This window comes from Streptomyces boluensis (genome assembly GCF_009908195.1).
Classification (GTDB): Bacteria; Actinomycetota; Actinomycetes; order Streptomycetales; family Streptomycetaceae; genus Streptomyces; species Streptomyces boluensis.
This window is the reverse complement of sequence record NZ_JAAAHS010000027.1, coordinates 1-14,793: the sequence shown is the minus strand read 5'-3', so window position 1 is coordinate 14,793 and position 14,793 is coordinate 1. Positions and strand designations below refer to the sequence as shown.

Annotated in this window: 12 protein-coding genes; 4 read left to right on the top strand and 8 right to left on the bottom strand. The window is 72.0% G+C overall.

All coding sequences use genetic code 11. The annotated features are described in order from the left end of the window. Positions 1-321: 321 nt before the first annotated feature. The 6 genes from GUY60_RS06260 to GUY60_RS06235 form a co-directional block, all read right to left on the bottom strand. Entirely contained in the window at positions 322-1,173 is an 852-nt protein-coding gene (locus tag GUY60_RS06260; protein WP_161694648.1) for a siderophore-interacting protein, read from the bottom strand. Then, the gene (locus GUY60_RS06255; RefSeq protein ID WP_161694646.1) at positions 1,170-2,210 is read right to left on the bottom strand and encodes an ABC transporter substrate-binding protein; all 1,041 of its coding nucleotides are present in this window, start codon (positions 2,208-2,210) and stop codon (positions 1,170-1,172) included. The genes GUY60_RS06260 and GUY60_RS06255 overlap by 4 nt, the downstream gene beginning before the upstream one ends. 231 nt (positions 2,211-2,441) lie before the next feature. Continuing rightward, on the bottom strand, positions 2,442-3,602 hold the full coding sequence (locus GUY60_RS06250) for an acyl-CoA dehydrogenase family protein (RefSeq protein ID WP_161694644.1): 1,161 nt from the start codon (positions 3,600-3,602) through the stop codon (positions 2,442-2,444). Between the two features lie 113 nt (positions 3,603-3,715). Continuing rightward, positions 3,716-4,726: a hydroxymethylglutaryl-CoA lyase gene (locus tag GUY60_RS06245; protein WP_161694642.1), complete on the bottom strand. Its 1,011-nt coding sequence runs from the start codon at positions 4,724-4,726 to the stop codon at positions 3,716-3,718. Beyond that, the gene (locus GUY60_RS06240; protein ID WP_161694680.1) at positions 4,723-6,693 is read right to left on the bottom strand and encodes an ATP-binding protein; all 1,971 of its coding nucleotides are present in this window, start codon (positions 6,691-6,693) and stop codon (positions 4,723-4,725) included. The genes GUY60_RS06245 and GUY60_RS06240 overlap by 4 nt, the downstream gene beginning before the upstream one ends. Positions 6,694-6,743: 50 nt before the next feature. After that, positions 6,744-8,375, bottom strand: coding sequence for a carboxyl transferase domain-containing protein (locus GUY60_RS06235; RefSeq protein WP_161694640.1), 1,632 nt, complete (start codon positions 8,373-8,375; stop codon positions 6,744-6,746). A 129-nt stretch (positions 8,376-8,504) separates the two neighbouring features. Between GUY60_RS06235 and GUY60_RS06230 the strand changes: the two genes are divergently transcribed. The 4 genes from GUY60_RS06230 (at position 8,505) to GUY60_RS06215 (ending at position 12,450) form a co-directional block, all read left to right on the top strand. Beyond that, a complete protein-coding gene (locus GUY60_RS06230) occupies positions 8,505-9,116 on the top strand; it encodes an SACE_7040 family transcriptional regulator (RefSeq protein ID WP_161694638.1) in 612 nt (203 codons plus the stop codon). A 243-nt stretch (positions 9,117-9,359) separates the two neighbouring features. Continuing rightward, entirely contained in the window at positions 9,360-10,517 is a 1,158-nt protein-coding gene (locus GUY60_RS06225) for an acyl-CoA dehydrogenase family protein (protein ID WP_161694636.1), read from the top strand. Further along, a complete protein-coding gene (tesB, locus tag GUY60_RS06220) occupies positions 10,514-11,380 on the top strand; it encodes an acyl-CoA thioesterase II (protein WP_161694634.1) in 867 nt (288 codons plus the stop codon). The genes GUY60_RS06225 and tesB overlap by 4 nt, the downstream gene beginning before the upstream one ends. A gap of 83 nt (positions 11,381-11,463) precedes the next feature. Next, positions 11,464-12,450, top strand: coding sequence for a cation diffusion facilitator family transporter (locus GUY60_RS06215; RefSeq protein ID WP_161694633.1), 987 nt, complete (start codon positions 11,464-11,466; stop codon positions 12,448-12,450). Here the strand turns inward: GUY60_RS06215 and GUY60_RS06210 are convergent. Both GUY60_RS06210 and GUY60_RS06205 read right to left on the bottom strand, forming a co-directional pair. Further along, entirely contained in the window at positions 12,411-13,199 is a 789-nt protein-coding gene (locus GUY60_RS06210; RefSeq protein WP_161694631.1) for a phosphatase, read from the bottom strand. The two genes, GUY60_RS06215 and GUY60_RS06210, sit on opposite strands and share 40 nt — an antisense overlap. 107 nt (positions 13,200-13,306) lie before the next feature. After that, positions 13,307-14,761, bottom strand: a complete 1,455-nt coding sequence (locus tag GUY60_RS06205) for a PucR family transcriptional regulator (RefSeq protein ID WP_161694629.1) — start codon at positions 14,759-14,761, stop codon at positions 13,307-13,309. Positions 14,762-14,793 lie beyond the last annotated feature (32 nt).

Genomic DNA, 14,793 nt, shown 5'->3' with positions numbered 1-14,793 from the left:
GAACGGGAAACGGGCTCCGGGCAGTGGACTTAGGTTAGCCTAACCTTAAATCGCTGCTCCACGGCAGACTCACAGATTCACTGCCACCTCGGGGGGCGCGCCAGGGGCGCTCGGGGGCACGTGTGAGGCATGCCCCCTCGCAAGGTCAACTGGGCACGTGCCGCAGGCAGTTGAGGACATGACGACGCCCCCGTACGGACCGTCGTACGGGGGCGTCGAGTTGGGGGGAGCCGGCCGGTCGGGGCTTTGGAATTCAGCCCGTCCGGCGATTGAGGACGAGGCCGAAGGCCGATGGGGGGTCTGGGGCGCAGCCCCAGGTACCTACGCTGACGCCTCCTCGCGTATCCCGTCCTCGGAGATACCGCGGCGCCAATACCCGGTGAAGGAAACCGACTTGCGGTCGAACTGCCGCTCGTTCACGAGATGCCGGCGCAACGCCTTGACCGTCCCGGCCTCACCGGCGATCCAGCAGTACGGCACCGTCTCCGGCAGCGCAGCGGCCCGTACCGCCTCGACCGTCCGCTCCGTACGGTCCGCGCCCGAGGCCTCCGTGACCTCGCGCACCAGCCAGTGGATCTCGGCGTCCGCCTCGGTCTTCAGCTCCAATTGGTCGTCCGCGTACGGGACTTCGAGCCAGACCTTCGCCTTCGTACCCGCGGGCAGCGACTCCAGGATCGACGCGGCGGCCGGAAGCGCCGTCTCGTCGGCCCAGAGCAGCACCCACTCGGCGGACTCGGGCCGATGGAAGCGGATGCCGTTGTTGTCCGGCCCGGTGGGGCCGAGCACCGCGACCCGGTCGCCCGGCTCGGCCCGCTCCGCCCACGCGCAGGCGGGGCCGCCGTCCGGATGCACCGCGAAGTCGATGTCGAGCTCGTCGGCGGGACTGCGACGCTGCTCGCGTGCCGTGTACGAACGCATCACCGCACGGGTGTCGTGCGGCATCGCGCGATACGCCGCGTACCAGCCCGCCGGGTCGTCCGAGGCCGGCGGAAGCACCGGCTCCGGCTGGCCCGGCAGTGGCAGGAACAGCGACAGGCTCTGGTCGAGCCCGCCGCTCGCGAAGCCGTCGAGTCCGGCGCCGGTGAACGTGACCCGCACCAGCGAGGGCGAGAGCCGCGTCACCCGCTCCACTTCAAGCCGGAACAGCTCGAAGGGGGCGGAGGCGGCGGTCACTTGGTGACCTTCTTCGCACCCTCGATCGCCTTGGCGAGGTCCTCCAGGACGGGGGCGCACTTGGCGTACGAGTAGATGGGCTCGGTCACGCGCGGCACGACCTGGCCGGCCTTCACGGCGGGCAGCTTCTTCCAGGTCGGCTTGGACTTGTCGAGGTCGGCGGGCTGGATGGCCGAGGTGCGGTTGTCCATGATGATGACGTCCGCCTCGTACTTGTCGACGTTCTCCCAGCTGAGCTCCTCGAAGAAGCCCTGCGCGTTCACCTTCGGCTGGGCGAACTTGACGCCCAGCTCCTCGAAGTAGCGGGTGTCGGCGGAGGTCTTCGCCAGCGTCACATAGAAGAGTTCGGCGCTCGCCGAGCCGATCATGACCCGGATCTCCGGCTTCGCCTTCGCGGCCTGGCGCAGCCGCTCGGCGGCCTTCTCGAACCGGGCCTTCGCGTCGGTGACCTTCTTCGCCTTCAGGTCGGCGCCGAGCGACTCGGCCAGCTCGGCGCGGCGCTGGAGGGCCTTCGGCATGCTGGTCTCGGCGGCCCACAGGGCGACGCTCGGGGCCAGCTTCAGGATCTTGTCCTTGGACTCGTCCGGCACGTACCAGAGGGCGTCCTTCAGCCACATGTCCGTGATCAGCAGTTCGGGCGCGAGCGCCGCGTACTGCTCGACGTTGAACTGGCCCCATTCGTTGCCGAGGATCTTCAGCTCGGCTATGTCCATGTCGCCGGCCTGCACGTCGGGCTTGCCGCCCTTGCCCTTGGTCGGGCCGAAGACGCCCTTGACCTTGATGCCGTAGTCGTACAGCGCGGCGGCCGTGCCGGTGAACGCCACGATGTTCTTCGGCAGCGCGTCCGTCTTCGCCGTGGTGCCGCGGTCGTCCTTGAACGACCAGGGGCCCTTCGTCCCGCTGCCGGACTCCGAGCCACCCTTCGCGTCCTTGTCGCCGCAGGCGGTGAGCAGAGCACCGAGGGAGACTGCGCCACCGGCGGCGAGCAGGCCGCGGCGGGTGAGGTGGGACGCTCGGGTGGCTCGGGCCTGGGGCATGGTCGTGTCTGCTTTCGTGGACGAGGAAGGCCTACCTGGCGGGAATTCGCCTTAGGTTAACCTAACCTAAGCTCCACAAGCTCTCCCGGTCCAGCCACCCCCCCTTCCCTTAGGGGCGCGGGCTCTTAGGGGCGCGTCTCTTAGGGGCGCGGGGAACTGCGCGACCAGCCACGACGGCGCGGCAGACGAACGACGACCGGGACCGGGCCAGGCCCGGTGGGGGCCTGGGGCTCAGCCGGTGAGCCCCAACTCCCTCGCGATCAACATGCGTTGGACCTCACTAGTGCCCTCCCCGATTTCCAGAATCTTGGAGTCCCGCCACATCCGAGCCACCGGGAACTCGTTCATGAACCCGTACCCCCCATGGATCTGCGTAGCCTCCCGCGCGTTGTCGACCGCCACCGTCGACGAGTACAACTTCGCCAGCGCCGCCTCCTTCTTGAACGGCTCGCCGCTCACCAGCCGGGACGCCGCATCACGCCAGGCGAGACGCGCGGTGTGCGCCTTCATCTCCATGTCCGCGAGCTTGAACTGGATCGCCTGGTTGTCCCCGATCGGACGGCCGAACGCCCGCCGCTCCTTCGCGTACGCGAGCGACTCGTCGACACAGCCCTGCGCGAGCCCCGTCGCCAGCGCCGAGATCGCCACCCGGCCCTCGTCCAGGATGCGCAGGAACTGCGCGTACCCACGGCCCTCGTCACCGAGCAGGTTGCCCACCGGGACGCGCACGTCCGCGAACGCCAACTCGCGGGTGTCCGAGGCGTTCCACCCCACCTTCGAGTACGGCGCCGCCACCGTGAAGCCCGGGGTGCCCGACGGCACGATGATCGACGAGATCAGCGGCCTGCCGTCCTCGGTGCGCCCGGTCACCGCGGTCACCGTGACGAGCCCGGTGATGTCCGTACCGGAGTTGGTGATGAAGCACTTGGTGCCGTTGATCACCCACTCGTCGCCATCCCGTACCGCCGTAGTCCGGGTGCCGCCCGCGTCCGAACCGCACTCCGGCTCGGTCAGCCCGAACGCGCCCAGGACCTCCCCGGAACACATCCGCGGCAGCCACTCCCGCTTCTGCTCCTCGGTGCCGAACCGGAACACCGGCATGGCGCCGAGCGACACCCCGGCCTCCAGGGTGATCGCCACCGAGGAGTCGACCCGGGCCAGCTCCTCGAGGGCGATGCCGAGGGCGAGATAGTCGCCGCCCATCCCGCCGTACTCCTCGGGGAACGGCAGCCCGAACAGGCCCATCCGCCCCATGTCGCGGACGATCTCGTACGGGAACTCGTGCCGCTCGTAGAAGTCACCGATCTTGGGGGCGACCACGTCGTGCGCGAACTCCTCGACGGTGCGCCGCAGTTCTTCGTGCTCGGCGGAGAGCCGGTGGTCCAGAGCCATGATGGTCACTCCTCGGGGTTCGCCCCGGCCTCGTGGGCCTCGGGGTCCTGCGGTTGCGGTGCGGCGGCGGTCCGGTGGGACGCCGGCTGCGGTTCTTACGGGTCTTAGGGGTCTTACGGGTCCTGTGGGTCCTGTGGGTCCTGCGGCTCCGTCCCGGCCCCGGTGAGGGCGCGGACGGTGCGGGACGGGCTCGGGCGGCCCAGATGCCCGGCCATCCAGGCGCTGGTGGCGGTGAGCGCCGCCAGGTCGACCCCGGTCTCGATGCCGAGGCCTTGCAGCATCCACACGAGATCCTCGGTGGCGAGGTTCCCGGTGGCGCTCTTGGCGTACGGGCAGCCGCCGAGACCGCCCGCCGAGGCGTCCACGGTGCTCACCCCGTGCTGCAGCGCGGCCAGCGTGTTGGAGAGCGCCTGGCCGTACGTGTCGTGGAAGTGCACGCCGATGGTGTCGGTGCCGACGCCCGCTTCGTTCAACGCGGCGAGCAGGGCGAACACATGGCCGGGCGTGGCCACGCCGATGGTGTCGCCGAGGCTCAGCTCGTCACAGCCGAGGTCCATCAACTCCTTGGCGACCCGCACCACTTGACCCACCGGAACGGCGCCTTCCCAGGGGTCGCCGAAGCACATCGACAGATAGCCGCGCACATGCGCCCCGGCGTCCTTCGCCCGCGCGACGACCGGCGCGAACATCGCGAGCGACTCGGCCACCGAGCGGTTCAGGTTGCGCCGCGCGAAGCTCTCCGTGGCGGAGCCGAACACCGCGATGCGCCGGGCGCCCAGGTCGAGCGCCCGGTCGAGCCCGCGTTCGTTCGGCACGAGCACCGGCAGGTGGACGCCCTCGATGTCCCCGAGCAGCGGGAAGAGGGCCTCGGCGTCGGCGAGTTGGGGCACCCACTTGGGGTGCACGAAACTGGTCGCCTCGACCGTGGAGAGCCCGGCCGCGGCGAGGCGGTGCACGAACTCCGCCTTGACCTCGGTCGGCACCGTCGCCTTCTCGTTCTGCAGGCCGTCACGGGCGCCCACCTCGTGGATCCGCACCCGCGCGGGCAGGTCGTACGCCGGGACGACCATGGGCAGCCCGGTGTCGGTGCCTTCGGTGCCTTCGGTGCCTTCGGCGGCGGTCATCGCGCTGCCTCCTCGGTGCCGGGGGAGGCGTCGGCCGGGTCCTCGTGGGGTGCGATCACGGCCAGCACCTGGTCCATGGCGACCGTCGCGCCGGGGACGACGTCCAGCTCGGCGACCGTGCCCGCGTGCGGTGCGGAGATGACGTGCTCCATCTTCATCGCCTCCACCACCAACAGGCTCTGTCCGGCGGCCACTTCGTCGCCCACGGCGACCTTCACCACCGTGACGGTGCCGGGCATCGGCGCGGCCAGTGTGTCCGCCCCGGCGTGCGCGGCGCCGGTCAGCGACGCCGCGACCGTGTCGTACGACTGCACGTGCCAGGCGTCGCCGTCCCGGCCCAGCCAGTCGCCCGCGCGGTGGAACGTATGGGTGATCCCGTCCACCGCGACCGTCACCCGGTCCGCCGTGACGTGGTGGCCCCGGTCGCGCACCGCGCGGGTGACGGGTTCGGCCCCCGGCACCCGCAGGTCGAAGCCGACCGGAGCGGGCGTGCCGCCGAGCCGCCAGCCGTCCGGCACCGAGAACGGGTCGACCCAGCCGTCGCCGCGCGGGGCCAGCCGGTCGAGCCGCACCGCTGCCGCCGCCTCGTACACCTCGTCCGGGACGCCCTTCTCGACCAGCTCGTCCGCCACTCGCTCGACCAGGCCGGTGTCCAACTCCCCGGCCACCACGGCCGGATGGGCGAGCAGACGGCGCAGGAAGCCCGCGTTGGTGGGCACGCCGAGCGTCACCGTGCGCGCGAGCGCGGCCCGCAACTTGCGCAGCGCGGTCGCCCGGTCCGGGCCGTACGCGATCACCTTGGAGAGCATCGGGTCGTAGAGACTGCCGACCTCCGTGCCCTCGGAGAGGCCCGAGTCGGTGCGCACCCCGTCGCCCTGCGGCTCGCGCAGGGCGAGCACCGTGCCGCCGGAGGGCAGGAACCCGCGCGCCGGGTCCTCGGCGCAGATCCGGGCCTCCACCGCGTGCCCGGTGAGGCTGATGTCCTCCTGGCCGTACGGCAGTCGCTCGCCTGCGGCGACGCGCAGCTGCCACTCCACCAGGTCGAGCCCGGTGACCAGCTCGGTGACCGGATGCTCCACCTGGAGGCGGGTGTTCATCTCCATGAAGTAGTACGCCGAGGGGTCGTCGCCCGGCACGATGAACTCCACCGTGCCCGCGCCGACATAGCCGCAGGAGCGGGCCGCCTGGACCGCGGCGGCGCCCATGGCCGCGCGGGTCGCCTCGTCGAGCAGGACGGACGGCGCCTCCTCGATGATCTTCTGGTGGCGGCGCTGGAGGGAGCACTCGCGCTCCCCGAGGTGGATCACGTTCCCGTGGGTGTCGGCGAGCACCTGGATCTCGATGTGCCGGGGCCGGTCGACCCAGCGCTCCACGAGCAGCGTGTCGTCGCCGAAGGACGCGCGTGCCTCACGCCGGGCGGCCGCGATCTCCTCCAGGAGCGCCGACTCCAGGCGGGTCAGGCGCATGCCCTTGCCGCCGCCGCCCGCGGAGGGCTTCAGGAGCACCGGCATGCCGATCTCCCGTGCCGCCGCCGCCAGTTCGCCGTCGGACAGGCCCGAGCCGGAGGAGCCGGGCACCACCGGGACACCGGCCGCCCGCACGGTCTCCTTGGCGCGGATCTTGTCGCCCATCAGGGAGATGGCGTCGGCGGACGGGCCGATGAAGCTCAGGCCCGCCTCGACGCAGGCACGCGCGAAGGAGGCGTTCTCCGCCAGGAATCCGTACCCCGGGTGCACCGCCTGGGCGCCGGTCCTGGTGGCCGCCTCGAGCAGCCGCTCCACCGACAGATAGCTCTCGGCGGCGGCCGGCGGCCCGATCCGCACCGCGGTGTCGGCCTCGTGGACGTGCCGGGCGTCGGCGTCCGCGTCGCTGTACACGGCCACCGAGCGGACCCCGAGCTCGCGCAGCGTACGGATCACGCGGACCGCGATCTCGCCGCGGTTGGCGACCAGGACGGTGTCGAACATCGGCGTCGGGGCCGAACTCCGGGCGTTCATGGGTGTGGAAGTCATGGTCCTCACATCCGGAAGACGCCGAAGCCGGGGGCCCCGTCGTTCTGCTGGGGCAACGGGGCGTTGGCGCAGGCGGTCAGGGCCAGACCGAGCACCTGGCGGGTCTCCAACGGGTCGATCACACCGTCGTCCCAGAGCCGGGCCGTGGCGTAGTAGGCGTTCCCCTGCGACTCGTACTGCTCGCGGATCGGGGCCTTGAACGCCTCCTCGTCCTCGGCCGCCCAGGTCTCGCCGCGTGCCTCCGACTGGTCGCGCTTGACGGTCGCGAGCACCGAGGCGGCCTGCTCGCCGCCCATGACGGAGATCTTGGCGCCGGGCCACATCCACAGGAAGCGGGGGGAATAGGCCCGGCCGCACATCGAGTAGTTGCCCGCGCCGTACGAACCGCCGATGACGACCGTCAGCTTCGGCACGCGCGTGGTGGCGACCGCGGTGACCATCTTGGCGCCGTGCTTGGCGATACCGCCCGCTTCGTAGTCCCGGCCGACCATGAAGCCCGAGATGTTCTGCAGGAACAGCAGCGGGATGCCGCGCTGGTCGCACAGCTCGATGAAGTGGGCGCCCTTCTGGGCGGATTCGGAGAACAGGATGCCGTTGTTGGCGACGATGCCGACCGGGTGGCCGTGGATCCGGGCGAAGCCCGTCACCAGGGTCGTGCCGTACTCCGCCTTGAACTCCTGGAAGCGGGAACCGTCCACCACGCGCGCGATGACCTCGCGGACGTCGTACGGCGTGCGCGAATCGACCGGCACCGCGCCGTACAGGCCGTACGGATCGACCTTGGGCTCCTCGGTGGGCGTCACCGACCAGGGGAGCTCCGCGCGCGCGGGCAGCGTCGCCGCGATGTTCCGCACGATGCGCAGCGCGTGCGCGTCGTCTTCCGCGAGGTGGTCGGTCACACCGGACGTACGCGCGTGCACCTCGCCGCCGCCCAGCTCCTCGGCGGTCACCACCTCGCCCGTGGCGGCCTTCACCAGCGGCGGGCCGCCCAGGAAGATCGTGCCCTGGTTCCGCACGATCACCGCCTCGTCGCTCATCGCGGGCACATAGGCGCCGCCCGCCGTGCAGGAGCCGAGGACCGCGGCGATCTGCGGGATGCCCGCGGCCGACATCCGCGCCTGGTTGTAGAAGATCCGCCCGAAGTGCTCACGGTCCGGGAAGACCTCGTCCTGCATGGGCAGGAAGGCGCCGCCGGAGTCCACGAGGTAGATACAGGGGAGCCGGTTCTCCAGCGCCACCGCCTGGGCGCGCAGATGCTTCTTGACCGTCATCGGGTAGTACGTGCCGCCCTTGACCGTGGCGTCATTGGCGACGATCACGCACTCGCGGCCCGAGACCCGGCCGATCCCGGCGATCACCCCGGCCGCGGGCGCGTCCCCGCCGTACATCCCGTCCGCCGCGAGCGGTGCCAGCTCGAGGAAGGGCGAGCCGGGGTCGAGCAGCGTGTCCACACGGTCGCGGGGCAGCAGCTTGCCGCGTGCCACATGCCGGGCGCGGGACTTCTCGCCGCCGCCGGCCTGGGCCAGCGCGAGCTTGTCGCGCAGTTCGTCGACGAGGGCGTGGTGCGCCGCCTCGTTGGCCCGCCAGGCCTCCGACGCGGGGTCCGCCCCGCTCGTCAGCTCCGGTGCCTGCTGCATCGTCTGAGCCCCCTTGCCCGTACGACTTGCCCGTGATGACCCCGTACGGTCTGCCGCACGACGTTAATGAGCGTTAACACTGCTTCCACCAGGTTAACGACCGCTAACCGCCCTGTCTAGAATGAATTCATGAGCACCACCAGTGCGGCCCCGACCCGCCGCGAGCAGATCCTCAAGGAGGCCGCCCGCCTCTTCGCCGAGCGTGGATTCCACGGCGTCGGCGTCGACGAGATAGGGGCCGCCGTGGGCATCAGCGGCCCCGGTCTCTATCGGCACTTCGCGGGCAAGGACGCGATGCTCGCCGAGCTCCTGGTCGGCATCAGTGGCCGCCTCCTGACCGGCGGCAAGCTGCGCGCCACCGAGGCGCGGGACGGCGGGGTCGTCGCCGACGAGCTGCTCGACTCGCTGATCGAGGGCCATATCGACTTCGCCCTCGACGACCGCCCCCTGATCACCCTGCACGACCGCGAACTCGACCGCCTCCGCGACAGCGACCGCAAGCTGGTCCGCCAGCTCCAGCGGCAGTACGTGGAGCTGTGGGTGGAGGTCGTGCGCGAGGTCTACCCCCAGCTCACCGAGGCGGTGGCGCGTGCGACCGTGCACGCGGTCTTCGGCCTGCTCAACTCCACGCCGCACCTGAGCCGCCCCGGCCCGCTGCCCGGCCGCGGTGCGATGGCGGGACTCCTGCACCGGCTCGCCCGCGGCGCCTTCGCGGCGGCCGCATCCGACGGCGTCGGCTGAGCGGCGTCGGTCGAGGGTGTCGGCTGGGCGGCGTCGGCCGATCCGGACCGGCGCGGGAGTCGCCACTTCGCGGGCGCGCGCGTGGTGCCGGTCGCGGCATGTGACGTACGCCGCGGCTCATCCACTCTGGACAGCCTTGGAGACTGCCGGGTAACTTCTGTCTGAGCAAGCGCTTAGCCAGCGTGCTGCCGGTGTGCGGATGTGCCATCCGGGAGCGATCCGAAGACGACCAGGAGGCCGACCGTGCGCCGTACCGTTTTCAATGAGGACCACGAGGCGTTCCGGGAGACCCTGCGCGCCTTCATCGAGGCCGAGGTCGTCCCCGTCTACGACGAGTGGTTCGCCGCGGGCCAGGCGCCGCGCGACTTCTACTACAAGCTCGCCGAGCTGGGCGTCTTCGGCATCCGCGTCCCCGAGGAGTTCGGCGGCGCCGGCATCGACTCGTACAAGTTCGAGGCCGTGATGTACGAGGAGACGTCCCGCGCGGGCGTCCAGTTCGGCGGCTCCGGCGTGCACGTGCTGCTCGGCCTGCCGTACATCAAGATGCTCGCCACCGACGAGCAGAAGAAGCGCTTCCTGCCGAAGTTCGTCTCCGGCGAGGAGATGTGGGCCCTCGCGATGACCGAGCCGGGCACCGGCTCCGACCTCGCGGGCATGAAGACCACCGCCAAGCTCTCCGAGGACGGCACGCACTACGTCCTCAACGGTGCCAAGACCTTCATCACCGGCGGCGTCCACGCCGACAAGGTCATCGTCTGCGCCCGCACCTCCGCCCCCACGGCCGAGGACCGCCGCTTCGGCATCTCTCTCTTCGCCGTCGACACCAAGTCCGAGGGCTACTCCGTCGGCCGCAAGCTCGACAAGCTCGGCCTGAAGACCTCCGACACCGCCGAGCTGGCGTTCGTCGACGTGAAGGTCCCGGTCGAGGACCTGCTCGGCGAGGAGAACAAGGGCTTCTACTACCTCGGCCACAACCTCGCCTCCGAGCGCTGGGGCATCGCCTTCGGCGCCTACGCGCAGGCCAAGGCCGCCGTCCGGTTCGCCAAGGAGTACGTCCAGGACCGCACGGTCTTCGGCAAGACGGTCGCCTCCTTCCAGAACACCAAGTTCGAACTGGCCGCCTGCCAGGCCGAGGTGGACGCCGCCGAGGCCGTCGCCGACCGCGCCCTGGAGGCCCTCGACGCGGGCGAGCTGACCCCGGCCGAGGCCGCCAGCGCCAAGCTGTTCTGCACCGAGGTCGCCCACCGCGTGATCGACCGCTGCCTCCAGCTGCACGGCGGCTACGGCTTCATGAACGAGTACCCGATCGCCCGCCTCTACGCGGACAACCGCGTCAACCGCATCTACGGCGGCACGAGCGAGATCATGAAGACGATCATCGCGAAGGACATGGGTCTGTGACCCAAGCTCTCGACGGCCTCCTCGATCTCCTCGACCTCGAGCGGATCGAGGAGGACATCTTCCGGGGCCGGTCGCGTTCGGCGATCGTGCCCCGGGTGTTCGGCGGCCAGGTCGCGGCCCAGGCCCTGATCGCCGCCGGACGCACGGTGCCCGAAGGGCGCGGGGCGCACTCCCTGCACGCGTACTTCCTGCGCCCCGGCGACCCGGGCGCGCCGATCGTCTACACGGTCGACCGCATCCGCGACGGCCGGTCCTTCACCACGCGCCGTGTGGTGGCGGTCCAGCACGGGCAGCCGATCTTCCACCTCTCCGCGTCCTTCCAGGAGTACGAGGACGGGCTCGAGCACCAGGAGCCCATGCCCGCGGCGCCCGACCCGGAGTCGCTGCCCACCGCCGCCGAGATGCTGCCCAGGCACCTCCCGGCCGAGGTGGCGGAGCGCCTGGTCGAGGCCCGCGCCGCCGTCGACCTGCGGTACGCGGAGACGCCTCCGTGGGGCAGCGTCGGCACCCCGCGCGAGCCGCGCTCCCAGGTCTGGTTCCGCACCAACGGCAAGCTGGCCGACGACCCCCTGCTGCACGTCTGCCTCGCCACGTACGTCTCCGACATGACGCTGCTCGACTCGGTGCTGCTCGCGCACGGGCGCGGCGGCTGGGCGGTCGGCGACGTGGTGGGCGCCTCGCTCGACCACGCGATGTGGTTCCACCGGCCGTTCCGCGCCGACGAGTGGCTGCTCTACGACCAGGAGTCGCCCTCCGCCTCGGGTGGTCGCGGGCTCGGGCAGGCGCGGATCTACACGCGTGACGGGCAGCTCGCGATCTCGGTCATCCAGGAAGGCGTGGTCCGCGTACCCCGCGCCAAGTAGGCCGTTCCCGCGGGGAAATCAGCCTCCACGCGTGCGTGCCGGCCGAGTAGCCCGTACCGCGCTCCCTGGATAGCGTCCCGACCATGGCGAGCGATGTGAGCGAGACGCGGCAAGGGCCCGAGGAGCAACCGGAGTCGACCTTCACCGTCGTCGTCGCGGCGGTGGCCAATCTCGGCATCGCCGTCGCCAAGGCGATCGCCGGGGTGATCAGCGGATCGAGCGCGATGCTCTCCGAGGCCGCGCACTCGGTGGCCGACACGGTCACCGAACTGATGCTGCTCGTCTCCCTCAAGAGCGGCGCGCGCCCCGCCGACGAGGACCATCCGCTCGGCTACGGCGGCGCCCGCTATCTGTGGGCGCTGCTCGCCGCCGTCGCCACCTTCGTGGGCGGCGGCGTCTTCGCCGTGTACGACGGCATCCACACGCTCACGCACGGCGAGGAGCCGGGCGATCCGCTCGTGGCGTACGTCGTACTCGCTGTCGCGTTCGTCCTGGAGGGCTACTCGCTGCGCACCGGTCTGAAGCAGGCGCGGGGCGAGGCGGAGCGGTTCAAGGTGCGCCTCGGGCGGTATCTGCGGCACACCCCGGACACCGCGGTGAAGGCCGTCGTCCTGGAGGACACCGCGGCGCTCGCCGGTCTGGTGCTCGCCGCGGGCGGACTGCTCGGCGGCCAGCTCACCGGCTCCAGCGCCTGGGACGGCGCCGCCTCCCTCTGCATCGGCCTGCTGCTCATCTACGTCGCCTGGATCCTCGGCCGCTCCAACGCCGACCTCCTGATCGGGCGCCCGCTGCCCGCGCCGATGCGGGCCGAGGTGCGGGCCCTGCTCCTGGCGGACCCGCATGTGGACGGCGTACTGGAGCTGACCACGCTGCTCCAGGGCCCGCGCGAGGCGCTCGTCGCGGCGAAGGTCGACTTCCGGAACGTGTCGCGGGCCGCCGAGATCGAGCAGGCCTGCGACCGCCTGGAGCGCCGGCTCAGGGAGCGTTTCCCGGCGATCCGCCGGGTCTACCTGGACCCGACGCCCGGTCCTCAGGCCGCCGGTGAGAGGCCCGCGGAGTCCAGCAGGTAGGCCGTCATCGGGTCGTAGAACCGCGGGTCCGTGACGTGGTCGTCGAGCGGCACCGTCACCTGCAGCGTGCCCTCGGACTCGCCGATGAACAGCGCCGGGTCGTTGCAGTCCGCGTACCCGATCGAGTCCAGGCCGCGCTGACCCGCGAACCCCGCCCAGCCGTGGTCGGCGACGACGAGGTCGGGCTGCGGGCGGCCGTCGCGCTCCAGGCCGTCCAGGATCGCCTTCATCGGCTCGGGGGAGTGGGTGTGCCACAGCGTCGCGCCGCGCTCCAGGACCGCCACGTCGGCGAACTGGAAGACATAGCCCTCGTCGGCCGTGAGGCCGCCCGGGATCACCACGATCTCGCAGCCCGCCGAGCGCAGCGCGGCCGCGGTCGCGCGGTGCACGTCGAGGAGGCCGCCGGGGTGGCCGGTCGCGAACAGCACACGTTCCTTGCCCGCGGCCGCCTTGCGCAGCCGGGCCGCCATCCGCTCCAGGGCGTCGACCGTCAGCTCGGGGTCGATGGTGTCCTGCCCGGTGCGGTGCTCCGGGTCGTCGTTCACACCGCAGCGCTCCGCCATCACGGCGAGCACATCCTGCTCGTCGGTCCAGCGGTCACCGAGCTCCAGGCCGAGCCAGTAGTGACGGTCGCCGTTCGCGAGCCGGCGGTAGTGGGAGAGGTTGTTGTCGCGGGGTGTGGCGACGTCTCCGGCGATACGGGTGCGGACGAGGTGGTCGACGAGGGCGGCACGGCTGGGTATCGGCATGGGGTCCATTGTGCCGTCGGCTCCGCGCGGGTGGGCTCGTCGTCCCGAACCCTGGACCTGACCGGCAGCCCTTCGACAGCCGCCCAACAGCACTCAAGTGACCGGAATCAGCGGTTCCGCAGCGCGAACCACAACTCCATCCGCACATCCGGATCGTCCAGGTCCGCATCCAGCAGGGTGGCGCAGCGGCCGACGCGCTGCCGGACCGTGTTGCGGTGCACGCCGAGAGCCGTGGCCGTACGGTCCCAACTGCCGTGCAACGAGAGCCAGGTGCGCAGCGTCTCGGCGAGCGCGCCGCCCTCGCCGAGCGGAGCGAGCAGCACGCGCGCGTGGGCCTCGGCCTCCGCAGGCCCGACCAGGGCGGCGAGCCCCGAGTCCTGATCCCGCACCAGGGACACATGGGTGGCCACCGCGCGGCGCAGCGCGCGTGCCGCGCGGGCGTCGGCAGCGGCCAGGTCCGGCACGTCGGCCGGCGCGGACACCCCGAGCGTCCAGCCGGGCGCGGGGGCGACGGTGTGCTCGGCGGGCACGAGGAGGCGTACGACCTCGGTGTCGGGGTCGTCGTCGGCTGGGTCGACGAGCGGGGTGCCGAGCGTCACCGCGAGCGCCGCGGGGGAGGGCGGGTTCCGCACCGCCCGCGACGGCACCACGCGCGCGTGCACGACCCGCCACGCCTCGCTGCCCAGGAGTGCGCCCGCCGACTCGGGTGACGTTCCGAGCAGCAGCCGGACCAGGGCCGCCGAACGGGACGCCTCGGAGGCGCTCTGGTGCTCGCCGGTCAGCAGCGAGAGCAGGACGACGGCGGCCCCGGTGATGGTGTGGTCCCCGGCCGCGCGGTGCTCCGTGGCGACGCCGAGCGCGAACCCGTGGCCGCCACCCAGGGCGTACGCGGTGAGGTGGACGGGTCCGGCCGTGTCGGCCGCGGAGGCGGGGGCGCCGGGGGTGGCGCGGCGCACCACGTCGGTCAGCTCGCGCAGCGCCGCCCGCGCCGCCTGCCGGGTCCGGCCCGCCTCCTGCAGCTCCGTACCGTCGGGGCCGTACAGCAGCGCCGCGCCGCCGAGCCGGGTGGCGAGCTGGCGCAGCACCGCCGGGACCGGATCGGGCCGTGCCGCAGCCGTGGCGAGGCCCTGCTGCGCCTCCGCCACCCGGCGCAGCTCCGCGTGCCGTGCCTCCGCCATCAGCCGCCACACCGCGCGGGCCACGCCGCTGAACGTGGTCTGCGGCGGCACCTCGACCAGGGGCAGGCCGTGCCGGTCGCAGGCCTCAGTCAGGGCGCGCGGCACGGTGTCGTGCACCGGGGCCACGCCGAAGCCCAGGGCCGCGCCGCCCGCGGCCACGATCCGCGCCACGTACGCGTCGAGGTCGCCGTCCCCGGCCGAGCCGATGTGCACCCCCGCCGTCAGGAGCAGTTCGCCGCCGAGCAAGTACGGGGAGGGGTCGGCCAGTTCGGAGGTATGGGCCCAGTGGACGACGGTGCCCGCCTCACGCGCGCGTGGCCCGGCGATCTGGCGCAGGCCCAGCTCGTCGAGGGCGAGCAGCGCGCTCAGGGCCACCGGCGTCACCGGCGGGGCGGAGGGCGCTGAGGGCCCAGGGG

Bases quoted from the DNA above. Each gene is read 5' to 3' on its own strand.
- GUY60_RS06255 (WP_161694646.1), bottom strand. From the start codon at position 2,210: ATGCCCCAGGCCCGAGCCACCCGAGCGTCCCACCTCACCCGCCGCGGC.
- GUY60_RS06250 (WP_161694644.1), bottom strand. From the start codon at position 3,602: ATGGCTCTGGACCACCGGCTCTCCGCCGAGCACGAAGAACTGCGGCGC.
- GUY60_RS06245 (WP_161694642.1), bottom strand. From the start codon at position 4,726: ATGACCGCCGCCGAAGGCACCGAAGGCACCGAAGGCACCGACACCGGG.
- GUY60_RS06240 (WP_161694680.1), bottom strand. From the start codon at position 6,693: ATGTTCGACACCGTCCTGGTCGCCAACCGCGGCGAGATCGCGGTCCGC.
- GUY60_RS06235 (WP_161694640.1), bottom strand. From the start codon at position 8,375: ATGCAGCAGGCACCGGAGCTGACGAGCGGGGCGGACCCCGCGTCGGAG.
- GUY60_RS06230 (WP_161694638.1), top strand. From the start codon at position 8,505: ATGAGCACCACCAGTGCGGCCCCGACCCGCCGCGAGCAGATCCTCAAG.
- GUY60_RS06215 (WP_161694633.1), top strand. From the start codon at position 11,464: ATGGCGAGCGATGTGAGCGAGACGCGGCAAGGGCCCGAGGAGCAACCG.
- GUY60_RS06210 (WP_161694631.1), bottom strand. From the start codon at position 13,199: ATGCCGATACCCAGCCGTGCCGCCCTCGTCGACCACCTCGTCCGCACC.